Source organism: Flavobacterium nitrogenifigens (assembly GCF_003254565.1).
Classification (GTDB): Bacteria; Bacteroidota; Bacteroidia; order Flavobacteriales; family Flavobacteriaceae; genus Flavobacterium; species Flavobacterium nitrogenifigens.
In genome coordinates this window covers 125899-139729 of record NZ_QJRI01000170.1, presented here as the reverse complement: position 1 = coordinate 139729, position 13831 = coordinate 125899, and the positions used below count along the sequence as shown (strand labels likewise).

The following is a 13831-nucleotide window of genomic DNA, read 5'->3' as shown; positions in this document are numbered from 1 at the left end:
GACGCAAAACTGACAATTTTATTTAGTTTTTTATAATGGCACAAAGATTGACTTATGCCACCTGAGTTATAAAATTAAATCAAAAATTAAATATATAAAAAATGGGTAAAATAATCGGAATTGACTTAGGTACGACGAACTCTTGTGTTTCTGTAATGGAAGGTAACGAAGCAGTTGTTATCCCTAACGCAGAAGGAAAAAGAACTACACCATCTATCATCGCTTTTGTTGAAGGTGGAGAAATTAAAGTAGGTGATCCTGCAAAAAGACAAGCAGTAACTAACCCTACAAAAACGATTGCTTCTATTAAACGTTTTATGGGACACACTTTTGCTGAAACTCAAGAAGAAGCAAAAAGAGTTCCTTACAGTGTTGTAAAAGGTGACAACAATACTCCACGTGTGGATATTGACGGTCGTTTATACACTGCTCAAGAATTGTCTGCAATGACACTTCAAAAAATGAAAAAAACTGCTGAAGACTATTTAGGTCAAACAGTAACTGAGGCAGTTATTACAGTTCCTGCTTACTTTAACGATGCGCAACGTCAAGCTACAAAAGAAGCTGGAGAAATCGCTGGTCTTAAAGTTATGCGTATCATCAACGAGCCAACTGCTGCTGCACTTGCTTACGGATTAGATAAAAAAGGAAATGATCAAAAAATTGCTGTTTACGATTTAGGTGGAGGTACTTTTGATATCTCTGTTCTTGAATTAGGAGACGGTGTATTTGAAGTATTATCTACAAATGGTGATACTCACTTAGGTGGTGATGACTTTGACCAAGTTATTATTGACTGGTTAGCTGACGAATTCAAATCTGAAGAAGGTATTGATTTACGTTTAGATCCAATGTCATTACAACGTTTAAAAGAAGCTGCTGAGAAAGCTAAGATTGAATTATCATCTTCTGCTGAAACAGAAATCAACTTACCATACGTAACTGCGACTGCTTCTGGACCAAAACACTTAGTGAAAAAATTATCTAGAGCTAAATTTGAGCAATTATCTGATTCTTTAGTAAAACGTTCTATGGAGCCAGTTGCTAAAGCATTAAAAGATGCAGGTTTATCTACATCTGATATCGACGAAGTAATCCTTGTAGGAGGTTCTACTCGTATGCCAAGAATCGCTGACGAAGTTGAAAAATTCTTCGGTAAAAAAGCTTCTAAAGGTGTTAACCCTGATGAGGTTGTGGCTATTGGAGCTGCTATTCAAGGTGGAGTTTTATCTGGAGATGTAAAAGATGTATTGTTACTTGACGTAACTCCTCTTTCTTTAGGTATCGAAACTATGGGTGGTGTATTGACTAAATTAATCGAGTCTAACACAACTATCCCAACTAAAAAATCTCAAGTATTCTCTACTGCTGCTGATTCTCAACCATCTGTTGAAATTCACGTTTTACAAGGAGAAAGAGCTATGGCTGCTGATAACAAAACTATCGGTCGTTTCCACTTAGATGGTATTCCACCAGCACCAAGAGGAGTTCCTCAAATCGAAGTAACTTTCGATATCGATGCTAATGGTATCATCAAAGTTTCTGCAACTGACAAAGGAACTGGAAAATCTCACGATATCCGTATCGAAGCTTCTTCTGGATTAACAGCTGAAGAAATCGAAAAAATGAAAAAAGATGCTGAAGCTAACGCTGATGCTGACAGAATTGCAAAAGAAAGAGCTGAGAAATTGAACGAAGCTGACAGTACTATTTTCCAAACTGAATCTCAATTGAAAGAGTTAGGAGATAAATTGACAGACGATCAAAAAACAGCTATCGAATACGCTTTAACTGAATTGAGAATGGCTCACCAATCTCAAGATCTTGACGCAATCCAAAAAGGATTAGACAATGTAAATGCAGCTTGGAAAACAGCTACAGAAGCAATGTACGCTCAAGGAGGTGAAGGACAACAAGCTGCTCCACAACAAGAGCAGTCTTCTGGAGATAACGTTGAAGATGTTGAATTCGAAGAAGTCAAATAAGTACTGATTAACAACAGTTAACAATAAGTGCTAAAGCGCTGTAAACATAATGTTTACAGCGCTTTTTCATTTTATTCCCTTTTTAATTTTAATGTTTTTTAATCGTTTTTTATCATATATTTGTACCACATTTGTACCGGCACTTAATAGGCGATAAAGTGGCACTTATTTAAGCTAATATTAACTTAATCAGTAGATAACGGAGATGAAGAGAATAGATAAACAATGTCTTGTCTGCGGGGACGGATTTCTGCCTAAAAGCGTGACTTCTGTATACTGCTCTCCTAAATGCAGCAAAAGGGCATACAAATTCAAGATGCTGCAACTTAAAAAGGAAGCGGTTATCAATGCGCTGGCAGATAAAATACCCAAGGACAGGATCTTTATTTCTGTTGCGGAAGCTGGCATTCTTTTTGGTGTCGCCAAAAGAACCCTTTACCGGCTTGTCGGCCAGGGAAAAATTCCTTCAGTTAACCTGGGAACCCGCCTTCTGAGAATAGACCGCAGAGTTATGCAAGAGCTGTATGGACCTGCACGAAGCCTTCGGCAGACTGAAAGTCTGCCGAACAAAAAATTATACAGCCTTGAAAAAGAGGACTGCTATTCAATCGGGGAAATAGCTCATAGATTTCAGATATCCGAAGGTTCTGTCTACAGCCATATCAGGAAATATTCAATCCCGACCAGACAAATTGGAAAGCATGTATTTGCTCCAAAAAGCGAAATTGACGACTTGTATAACGGAAATGATTTTATATGAAACAATTAGCAAAAACCAAGGTGACCGTGCGTCTTCGAAAAGCAGAAGACCGAAAAGAATGGTATGTTTACATAGAAAGTTATCCTGTTGAGGTTTCCGGAAAGAAAACTCCCCAGAGAATCCGTGAATATTTGAACAGAACGGTAACAACAGTGGAGTGGGACAAGAAAAGAACTGCCCGCACAGATGCAGCGGGATCAAAGTCCTACAAACCCAAACGCAGTGATAACGGAATTATAATCTGCAGAAACGAAAGCGACCGTGAAATAATGCTGTATGCTGACGGAGTGCGTAAAATCAGGCAGAAAGAATACGATAATGTAGATCTGTATAGTGATGCTGATAAACTGTTGGCTGAACAGAAAGAAAAAGGAAAAGAAGATTTTATAAAATACGTTGCTGCAGTTGCTGCTAAAAGGCACAACGGAAGTTCAAAATCCATTCGCATCAATTGGGAGCGGTTGGCCGAATTTTTAAAAAACTTTTCAAAAGGTAATTTGACGTTTTCCCGTATTGACAGCGGAATGGCGGAAGATTTTAAACTGTTTCTGCTGGGCGCTCCGCTCGGTGGAGGTAAAAAAGGAACACTTTCCCGCAACACCGCGGGAACGTATTTTGCAATATTTAAAGCAGCATTAAAACAGGCATTTATCGACGGATATTTAACTGTTGATTTATCTTCAAAAATAAAAGGCATCCCTGAACAGGAATCAAGACGCGAGTATCTGACCATTGAGGAATTGAATGTATTGGCAACAACGCCCTGCGAAAAAGACGTTCTTAAAAGGGCCGCGCTTTTCTCTGCGCTTACAGGCCTGAGACATTCCGACATTCAGAAGCTCCGCTGGAAAGAAATTAGTCTGGAAAATGGTACAGCGAAATTACATTTTACACAAAAAAAAACAAGAGGCGTCGAATATATGCCAATTTCTCAGCAGGCTTTCCAGCTTTGCGGAGAACCGCGGCTTCCTGAGCAGCTTGTTTTTGAGGATTTGACAGACACCTCTTGGATTTCGCGCCCTCTGAAAAAGTGGATTGAAGCAGCGAAAATTAAAAAAAATATAACCTTCCACTGCTTCCGCCATACATTTGCTACACTGCAACTATCGAGCGGAACAGACATTTATACGGTCAGTAAAATGCTAGGGCATACGAATGTAAAAACTACCCAAATCTATGCAAAAGTAGTAGATGAGAAGAAAAACAAGGCATCAGAAGCAATACAATTGGTATCTTTAAAGAAAAAAGATTAATGAAAACAAAGTACTTCGAATATATTGTAGTTTACCTTTCTGTATTTTTGGTCTGTGTCTTTGTCGGCATAATAGGAAGAATGGTGCTGCTGGAAAAAGGTGCGGATGAATATTCGGCGGGCGTTTTCTTTTGGATCAGCACTGGATTTGGAGTTTTAATGTTTGCAATTCTAAGTTTATTTCTAAACGATTTGGCTGAGAGATTAGTGAAACGTTTTTTGAAGGCAAAAAAAAATGGATTAATTGAAAGCCTGATTCCAAATGTAGAACTTGACAATAATGAAGAGCAGAAGCTGGATGCTTTAACTAGACTTGCGGAACCTGAAAACAAAAAAATAGCCATCGATATTGAGCAGATAAGGCAAGAGAGGCAAAATGCAATCAAAACTCACAAACAAGCCAGAATTGATACAGCGATACGTTATGCGCATCAGGAGTTCGCGTTGTATGCGTTGGATGATGATTTGAATCAATTGGGTAAAAATATTAATATATATGCTGCAGAAATAAATTTAGAAAATATTAAGCCGATTAAAGTAAAAGATCTGTCCAATCTCGATCTTTATCATTTTGGCTGGAATATCTGGAATTATTTTAAACTTAGCACACAGGGCAAAGCCGCACAATTTTTAAAACTGACCTTTGCTGATGCTTTAAAAGATGTTGAAGAGAACAGTATTAAAACGCATCTTAAAGATGATGAACAGAAAGGTTTTATAAAAATTACGGAAGATATTACTGATTTATAAATGCCAATACTTATTAAACACCGTGTTTTTTAAGTGTTTTTGTTGTGTTAAAGGACACAGCGAAAACACTTTTTTCATTTGTGCCATAACAAATAAAATTGATAGTTATGGACATAAAGAATATCTCTTTTGAAGACCTGCCTAAAGCAGTATCATTCTTAGCGAAAGAAATTGCAGAAATTAAGTCTTTGATTCAAAATGTGCAGATATATGAATCTAAAGAAAAAAGCTATCCCATCGGCGTTGAAGAAGCTAGCCTGCTGATAGGAAAAGCAAAGCCTACGATTTATGCTCTTGTAAGGCAGAGAAAAATTCCGTGTTATAAGTATGGTAAAAAACTATATTTTTTTGAAGATGAACTTTTGGCCTGGATTTCTAAAGGTAAAAAGAAAACAATTCAGGAAATCGAATCAGATGTATTGAAATATAATCGTAATAAATAATTGGATCATAGTAAAAATACAAAAGATTCGAACCTGAGAGTCTAAATTCTTTCTTTAGAGGACAAAACAAAAAAGAGCCGTGCATATTTTAATAGGATTTCCGGCATCTTGAGTTCAATTAGCCGAATAATTTAAAATTATAAATATTTTAAAGAGCTTTTGTGTTTTTTACATATTTTTCTCAGACCATTATCCGATAAATTGAATTCTTTGGCTAAAACTACCATTGGCGTTGACCATATTTTTTCATATAATTCCAGCCTTGTTAAGATTAAAACATTCATGCAAAACATTTAATTATTATAAGTTATTGGATGTACTTGATTAAAATTATTAGTAGTCAATATACTAATATTGATATTAATAAAAATACCGTTCCCTATCGAAAGCCTATTTCAAGATGTTTCAAGATTTATTTTTACAGCTTTTGTTGGATTAATGATCCAGTCGGTCCCGTTCGGCCTGATTATCCTGATATCCCGCCGTGTTTAAATAATCCTCTGAAATTTTCATGAAAATTTCAGATAGGTTAGGATGATTGTATTTATGTAAATCCGCCAGTTTTTGAAAATGAGCTGCATTGTTTTTCTCGATGTTTCCTCCTTCAAAGGGACTTCTTGAGGTAAAACCTCTTTTATTTGTAACAGTCACTGAAAAGTTATCCTTCAGGCTGGTTGTGTTGATGCGTTCAATAATTTGACTAATCTCATCTGGTGGCCAGTAGTCTTTGTTTTCTTCCGAAAATTGAGCTAAAAGTATACCGAGATGTTTGTCGGCAAATTCAATGCGGTCTGCTGTCTGGGCAAGTTCTCTGACCTTATTTATCCACATGTTTATTACAGAATGGTCAATAGTATTATCAGATCGAACACCTGGGATTTTTTTGAAATTTTCTAACAGATCGAATCCCCGGAGTGCATAGTTTTGTAATGTTTCCTTGGGAATGCTCTTGAGTTCAGGTTCTATATTTTTGTCATCAGAAGGCATATATATCCATTTGAGTACATCCACAAAAAACTCAGGACTTTCAGATAACTCATTAATCAATAGTTTGGGTTTATATCCCGAAGCGTAGGAGTTGAGTACGGTAAGATAGTGCCATTCTAGCTTAATTAAAGTTTCATTGTTTTTATCTTCACGTTTTCCAATTTCTTTAAAAAGACTTGTAATTTCATCAGGCTCTAAAAGAAAACTATCTCGGCATTCTTCAGTAGCGACCTTATACAAAATTGTAGAGAGCATCTCCGTGGGAAGTTCTTTTTTAAGGTAGTACGCTGCCCGAAGAGCACTTTTAAACCTCTTGTATACCAGTAGTTTATTTATTGCAATTATACTTTCTTTTGTTGTAATGCGCGCAAAATAAGGACCGATAGAAAGCCAGTATGTTTCATTAAAACTTTCACTTTTGTTTGCGATATAGTTCCAGAGTTCTTCTGAAGGGTCCACGTTACTGAATAGGGTAAATAAATCGATGTCGTCTAAATTCATGGTTTCCAGTTTAGAACAAAGGTCAAAAAGCCATTTAAGCCCGTGGAGGCTTGTTTTGTTCCCTATATAAAGACTTACCAATTTCTTATTTGACCCTGTATTTTTTAAAGTTGAAACTATCTCTATTATTTCACTTTCGGTCTGTTCAGCTTTGGACAAGACAGATGCTAGAATTTGTGTGCTTTCTGGCGTATCTGCTAATTTAAGTACTCCATCTATTCCTATCTCAGCTGATAAAATTTTAAGGGCTTCTAATCGGACCTTCAATACTTTACTATTGTAATCTGCCTCCTCTTTATCATCATCAATCTCTAATCTTCCCTGCGGGAAATTTACCTGATATGAATCAAAAAGCCATTTATATTTTGCTGTGGGATCCTCAGGTTCCAAAGCATTGTAAATTGCCTGGTAACGTATTAGAAACTCTTCATTTAGCGACCAGTACGCATCAGGAGAAGATCTGTGAAGGTAAAGGATTTTTCTAGTTTTGTTTCTGGACAGAGTACTGTTTTTAGGTATCGTTACATAATTAGCTTCAATAAAAACCAGCATTTTTTCACAATCTTCAAAAGAAGTCATTTTTGCTGAATGTTCGATAATAACGGCAAGCTTCTCATCACTGTTGTCAAATAATTCTAACATCAGATCCAATATTACATGATATGCGGAAGTTGCTTCTTGAAGAGAATGATCTAATGTAATGTTTTTATCAAAAAGACGCCATCTCAGTTTGTTATTAGTACTGCCCATATCGTGACTTTTCGGCATCAGCTTCCTTAATAATTCCCAGCCTTCTTTCGGATTACGCTTAATTGCTGCCGTTAGTATTTCCATTCGCTCCTGAATTGGTGCAAGTGTTTGAAAATACCTTGGTCTGTAAATATCGGCAAGGCTTTTTGCAGGCCTGTTACTGAGCTTACCTCCAGGATCCAGTTCAGCTAATTTTAATAAAATATCTGTTGCTTGAAAAAGATGTTCCGGCATCCAGGCTAAGCCTTCAAGGGCCCAGAGAAGTCCGGTGTGGCTGCTGGATTCTCCAAGAAAATCAGCTTTAGTTCGGAACATTCCCATTATCTCAGGCTCATTTTTTTGCAGCGAGTTTTGTACTGCTTTGAAAAAACTTTTTGGGGAAGCCTCAGCAATCAGGGGAAGCTTTCTATTGGTCCTTCTCCATAAGTCGGAATCCGCATCGAATAATAAATTGTTGATAACCTGATCTACCCATATTTGTGGTCTGGTGTGAAGTACAGATTGTATGCTTTCTCCATGCAGACTAATCATAACTAGTGTTTGAACAAGACCCTCCTGAGTCCAAATGGAATACCTTTTTGGAGGATTGAATGAATAAGTTATACTTATGAGTTGTGTTTCACCGCTGTTTCCAGTGTCGTTAAATACGGACATGAAGGATTCAGAAAGGATTTCAAGGTCATTTTTTGTTATATATTTTGAGACACTGTTCCATAGATCAAGAGGTGATGTTAGTCTCCATGTATTGCCGATCTGCAGTACAGGTGAGTCTTCAAAGTCTCTCCATCTGTGCAAAATAGCCATATAATCATCGAAAGGCAGACCGGATAATTTTTCCAGGATTTGACAGTCGCCAGGATTATAAATATTCCATCTCCCAAGTATCAGGGCAGGAATAATTTCCCGGATATTCTCATTTTTAAACCACGGAGCTCTATTGTCAATAAATTTTAACAGCCTTCTTAATTTATTGATATCTCTGCCGGCTTCTTTGCTGTAACGTTCAGCATCTTCTTTTGAAAGCCCCATTTCTACTAAGCCATCAATCTGGCCTTCTCTGCCTATGGTAGGCAGTATTATAGTTTTGTGGTGTATGTCATAATCAGCCCCAACAGGGATCATAACATGGTGGCCTTGTGATACAGCTGCTTGTAAAAGACTTTTGTCATCGAATTTAGGTATTAAGTTTAATGCCGTTTTAGCATAATTTACGTATAAAGTCCTATAGCTTTCTTCTTTTTCAACAACCATTGTTTTTGAAAAAAAACGCTGTTTTTGATTTTCTTCAAAACAGTCTGCTGCAGCAATAATAAATGCTAGTGCCTCCGTTTTAGTTTTGGCCTGCACAGTAATTATATTGGGGCTCCCGTTTAAGAAATCACAAAGCTGATTTACTTCATTTTCACGTCCTGAAGTAATAATTTTAGGTACAATTTGTCCTGCATCGCCGATGGACCATTCTGCCCAGAATTGTTCCGCATCCACAGTACCATCTGAAGGTACTTTTTTTAATTCTCTGGCAAACCAGAGAGCAACGGGACTGGATTTATCCAGCCACTGTTCAAGATCAACAGCGTCAAAAACCCAGATATCTTTCCATATATTTTCTGCCAGTTTTTCGGTTCGCCATTCCTCTTTTTGTGCCCAAAGCATTGGCGTTACAAATACGTAGGTACACTGCGAGGGATCATATCCTAAGGGGTCTTCCGACCTTTTCTTATAATCCGCATCGGCTTTTGGTTTAAATTTTATATTTGTTCCAAATTCCCATAAAGATTGTCCGGCTGGAACATAAGGTCTTTGCTGCTCAGAATATACGATGCCGTCCCATCCGCCAAGAAAGACAGCACTGCCTGATGGTATGTTGATTTGAGCATCGGGAAGCGTGGAAAAATAAACAAGTTTTGAAATTAAATAAGGAAAAAAACCTTTTCCTTCATATTTTTTTGCCCAGGATTCTATATCTACTCTGTCAATTAATTTCATTGGAATTCATTTAGATTTTGGTTGGTCAAAATTGATAGTGATCTAATCAAATTTATGTAATATCTGTTAGCTATTAACAAGATAATCCATATTTTTAAAGGATGAAATTAGAACCAGAAGTTGTTTTAAGATTCCAAACCTGCTTTTTTGAATCTTTGAATAAGATTAGTGTATAATAAGTTACTGATAACTATTTGGAAAAAAATATGCAATAAGTTTAGAATTAAACTTTTATTTAAATCAATTTCATTGTTTTAGTAATAAATATAAAAACTACATTTTTGCTCTTTTGCGATTGTTTCTGTTTTGAACTCTTACGCTTTCAGCTTTCCACAAATGATAGTTAAATTTATAAAACCATTTAAAAGCAATTTGTAATTCACTCAGAATGGTCTCCATATCTTTTGATGCGTCCCAAACAGCCACAAAATGGCCAAATGAGATATTTCCTCTTTCCTTTTCCGGTAACAGCATTCCTGTAACATAATTATGCATAAGGTTAATAATATTGCTCTTGTAGTTGGCGTTGAATTCAGGAGTTATCTCTTTATCATAAATCGGACCGCTGTCAGGAGAGAATTTAAAATCATTTTGGGTGCATATAGCAAAGAATTCCGTCATAAACTCATCTTTTAAATTTCGTATATTTTCCCAATTCCGGATGCTTACATCAAAATACAGTTCTCTCTTAAAAAGATCCAGACCAATCATATAGTGGCAATTTGTTTTGCCGGATTCAGCCGTTACCGATATTACAGCAGAAAGAGACCAATAGAACGTAAAATCATCTTTAATTTTACTTGCCTTAATTAAATTGTCCCAAACTTTATAAGTAGTATTTACAAAAACTTCATAATCATCCGGTTCCGGTGATTCCCATAATTTATTTATGCAGTCGCAGTAATCGGATAATATTTGTTCATTCATATAATTTGTCTTTTTATTTTTTGCCCAAGTAACGCGCCTCTTTGCAAAAACCATAGTTGTTTGCTAATGTACTACTTTAGAATTGACTTTCACGAATCTTATAATTGTCAGCGTAAAATTACCCTAAAAAGGATTATTTCTACCCAGAACCTGGTAAGAGTTGCGATGTTTGGTAAATTAATTACGATAAAGAAAATATCTGTAAATTTCTATCTGAAAAACTGTAAACATTTCGGGTGCATAACTATACTGCCATAGTTAAAATATATGGTAAAAACACATATAATAAATTTTAGTTATCTTTATGGGCTAATAATAAATAAAATAGGAGATGGAAGACATGAGAGAATTTCTTTATGGTAAAAAGGCGAGTGATGCCGTTGATAAGCTGACTGAAGGGCTGCAGAGAATTGAATCCGAACATCTGGAACTGTTTCAGGACGTGCCTTTTTCCCAATATTTCTGGATCAATTATCCGCCGAGCGCTAATCTGATGTTTACCGAAGAGAGTAAAAACCTGCCGCCGATTATAATTGAAAAGGCCAAGGCCCTTTGCAGTGAGCTAGCGTCGGAGGTGGCCCAACGGAGCTGAGATTCTGGTATATTATCACCGCATTGCCATAACAATTTCTTTGAGCCTGTCAAATTTCAGAAGTTCCTCGTAACTGTCTGTGGAGTACATAAAGGCAGGATTTTTACGGTCGGACCTGTCTATAAGCTCAACGAACAGTTTTAAGTTTTCGAGCTGAAGCATCGATAAATTTGCTATATCCTGCTGTATCTGTTCAATTGAATGCGTGTTCCTGTAATGGGTATATTTGCCCATTATACCACTGAAAATATCGCTGAGCTGTGTCAGTGGGCTTGCCTGCGAGTCCACAAAGGTATAATTTTTGTACTCTGTGCCGTTAAAAAGCATTCGGTATTCTTTCAGCTCTTCCTGTATGGAGTCTTCATTATCAAAGATATGTGTGGAATTTTTAAAGGTGTATACCGGTCGAAGGTAGAAGTGCGTCAGGTCTTTTAAAAGGACATGGTCCTCTTCGTCCATTATAAAGGCAAGCGATCCCTGCTTTCTGGACTGTTTCAGTATCTGGCGAAGTGATTCCAAGCCGAAATGAAATTCCTCCTGATCAAGATAAGGCTCAAAAATGCCAACCAACGCATCTATGAATGCTCCAATGTTTTCCGGCTGTATGTTTGGATAGCCAAAATCATAAAAAAGCCTGGCTACGTTTTCAATTTCCAGACGGCAAAGTTTGTATAGGTCGTTTTTGAGCTTATGTGAAAAATCGCCAATTTGCTGAGCAGCGCTTGAATTTAATATTGCAGAATCCACTATGTCCACGACCGACCAGTAAAGAATATTCAGGCTTGTATAATGCACATACAGCGGACTGTCTATAATATAGCGGAAAAACAGCTTAAGCTTTTGGGATTTCAAACAATCGGTAAAACCGCCAAAGGCAATATGCTTAAATTTCGCCTCTGGTGCTGTTTTCTGAAGCCTGAAGCTGTCAATCAAGGGCTGCACATCAGGCGCATCGCCTTGATGAACAAGACCTCCAAGCACAAAATTAGCCGTAAAGCTGTAGTTGAAGTCATTTTCCCTTACGTAGAATGTTTTAATGTTGTTTGTTTCGTCGTAGTAAAAGGTGTAGGGGGTGCTAAAATCAAGTCTGGCATTCTGCATGCTGTGGTACTCCTGTATGCTGATCAGTTCTGCTGTTTCAAAATCCATTATTTTCCGGATATATATAATTATAGTTCTTCGTTAGTCATAACTGTCTGCAATTTATTTTTTATTTTGGATACCTGCACGGGTAATTATACCTGTTTATTTCAAAGAATCTTTTTTCAAGTTCCATAGGCAGTTTTTATGTACTATATATTTTATTGCGCGGGCACGAGCTGATTATTATTTAAATTGTATTTTCTACACGATAATTTAATGGATCAAATAAAAGGTTTTTTTTATCTTGTGTTTTGGGACCCTGATTAATAATGGATTTGTCTTGTCTAAATGTATTTTGCTGTTTTCTAATTCATTGTGAGTTTTTTTTTTTGAAGATTTTTGAACAGCTTTAAAAATTTTGCTATATTTGTCTAAGGTTTTTTGGCATGCCTGCTCGTTTGTGCAAAGATTTTATCAGCCAATTTGTAGATAATATAACCTCAGAGCTTATTATCCGGCAAAAGTTTACAAACGCAAAATCTTCAGGATAGTAATCTTTGGAATTAAAGGATTATATTATGGAAACTATTGAGTATTTTAAACTTCAAGCAAAAAATCTTTTTAGAGATTACAACACCAGAACACCTCGTTCTGAAAAAGCGATAGGCGATTTCAAGTACGATTACGAGCCAAATTTCTTTCACATTTATGATATCATTTCGGACTATGATATTGACGAAGACAATTTTACGCTGATGAAGGCGCAGCACATCATTGCAAAAATTGCAAATTTTGACAAATGGGCTGATCTTAAAAATGCCGAACCATCGGAATTGGAGCTTGCACAATTGCTATTTGAACATCAGGATAAGATTGATCTGCTGTCATGGAAATTTTATATAGCCGATGCCCAGACTATGAATGAACAGGAACTTGATGCGGAGATTCAGGTTGGAATATTCCAAGAGGTCGTGGTTGAAAACAACATTTTTGACATGGTTGTACAGAGTTATCTGATCAAGCACAGCTATTGAGCATTTTTCGGCGGAGATTGCGTTCCGCAGTCTTTCGATTGCGCATCAACCGCACTTTTCCAAGTACTTTGGTGCAGAACGAAACATAAAAAATTCCGCCGTTACGCAGACGGCGGATTTTTTTTAAAAAATAACAGCGCTAAAGGGCGCCGTCGTCTGCAAATGAGTAATAGAATTCAGGCGATATGATCAGATGATCCACGATTTTCAAATCGAGAAACTGTCCGGCCTGAACTGCTTTGGCGGTTATCTGTCTGTCAGCAGCGGAAGGAGCTGTATTTCCGGAGGGATGATTGTGGATAAGGATTACATTAACCGCGGCGGCCCTCAGCGCGGCCGTAAAAAGAAGGCGGATATCCACAACAGTTCCCGCTATGCCACCTGATGACATTTCGTAGATTCCGAGCACTTTGTGTGACTGGGTGAGCAGCATGACTTTGCACTGCTCGATAAATTCAATTTTATTTTCGTCCCAGTTCTGGAGCGTCACTTCGTAGGCTCTTCGGGATGATGTGATTTGGGGGCGCTCTGATGCTCTGACTTTTGATCTGTATATCAGTTCAATTTCTGAAATGATGTCCAATTTCTGGGTTTCTGCCGCTGTTTTCATGGTGCAATGATTTAAGATTAATAACAGCACTTCTGGCGGGCAGAGCAGAGCAAGCGCAAAAAGCAACGCAATAAAGCGAAGCGGAGCTTCGCATTTATGTGGGAATTTTTTGCAGGTGAACCGCGTGCTGTGCCCGAAATTTGTGATGGTATTCAATCCAAACCTATCACG

Annotated in this window: 11 protein-coding genes; 7 read left to right on the top strand and 4 right to left on the bottom strand. The window is 37.3% G+C overall.

All coding sequences use genetic code 11. The features are described from left to right. The first annotated feature begins 101 nt into the window (after positions 1-101). From dnaK to DM397_RS08180, 5 genes are all read left to right on the top strand, one after another. Positions 102-1985, top strand: coding sequence for a molecular chaperone DnaK (gene dnaK, locus DM397_RS08200; protein ID WP_111377066.1), 1884 nt, complete (start codon positions 102-104; stop codon positions 1983-1985). A 205-nt stretch (positions 1986-2190) separates the two neighbouring features. Then, positions 2191-2745, top strand: coding sequence for a helix-turn-helix domain-containing protein (locus tag DM397_RS08195; protein WP_111377065.1), 555 nt, complete (start codon positions 2191-2193; stop codon positions 2743-2745). Beyond that, positions 2742-3998, top strand: coding sequence for a site-specific integrase (locus DM397_RS08190; RefSeq protein WP_111377064.1), 1257 nt, complete (start codon positions 2742-2744; stop codon positions 3996-3998). The genes DM397_RS08195 and DM397_RS08190 overlap by 4 nt, the downstream gene beginning before the upstream one ends. Then, complete coding sequence (locus tag DM397_RS08185) at positions 3998-4747, top strand: hypothetical protein (RefSeq protein ID WP_111377063.1); 750 nt, start codon at positions 3998-4000, stop codon at positions 4745-4747. The genes DM397_RS08190 and DM397_RS08185 overlap by 1 nt, the downstream gene beginning before the upstream one ends. A 107-nt stretch (positions 4748-4854) precedes the next feature. Beyond that, a complete protein-coding gene (locus DM397_RS08180; protein ID WP_111377062.1) occupies positions 4855-5190 on the top strand; it encodes a helix-turn-helix domain-containing protein in 336 nt (111 codons plus the stop codon). Positions 5191-5625: 435 nt separating this feature from the next. Here the strand turns inward: DM397_RS08180 and DM397_RS08175 are convergent, their stop codons facing one another. Together DM397_RS08175 and DM397_RS08170 are read right to left on the bottom strand one after the other, a co-directional pair. Next, positions 5626-9414: a hypothetical protein gene (locus tag DM397_RS08175; RefSeq protein ID WP_111377061.1), complete on the bottom strand. Its 3789-nt coding sequence runs from the start codon at positions 9412-9414 to the stop codon at positions 5626-5628. Positions 9415-9687: 273 nt separating this feature from the next. Then, a complete protein-coding gene (locus tag DM397_RS08170; protein ID WP_142479056.1) occupies positions 9688-10341 on the bottom strand; it encodes a hypothetical protein in 654 nt (217 codons plus the stop codon). Positions 10342-10672: 331 nt separating this feature from the next. Between DM397_RS08170 and DM397_RS08165 the strand changes: the two genes are divergently transcribed. After that, a complete protein-coding gene (locus DM397_RS08165; RefSeq protein WP_111377059.1) occupies positions 10673-10933 on the top strand; it encodes a hypothetical protein in 261 nt (86 codons plus the stop codon). 15 nt (positions 10934-10948) lie between these two features. On the opposite strand, the gene DM397_RS08160 is transcribed toward DM397_RS08165, so the two are convergent. Then, on the bottom strand, positions 10949-12082 hold the full coding sequence (locus tag DM397_RS08160) for a DUF3800 domain-containing protein (RefSeq protein ID WP_204251875.1): 1134 nt from the start codon (positions 12080-12082) through the stop codon (positions 10949-10951). A 512-nt stretch (positions 12083-12594) separates the two neighbouring features. Between DM397_RS08160 and DM397_RS08155 the strand changes: the two genes are divergently transcribed. Further along, positions 12595-13050 carry a hypothetical protein gene (locus DM397_RS08155; RefSeq protein WP_111377057.1) on the top strand — a complete coding sequence of 152 codons (456 nt, stop codon included), beginning with the start codon at positions 12595-12597 and terminating at the stop codon, positions 13048-13050. A gap of 139 nt (positions 13051-13189) precedes the next feature. On the opposite strand, the gene DM397_RS08150 is transcribed toward DM397_RS08155, so the two are convergent. Next, positions 13190-13660, bottom strand: coding sequence for a JAB domain-containing protein (locus tag DM397_RS08150; protein WP_111377056.1), 471 nt, complete (start codon positions 13658-13660; stop codon positions 13190-13192). Positions 13661-13831 lie beyond the last annotated feature (171 nt).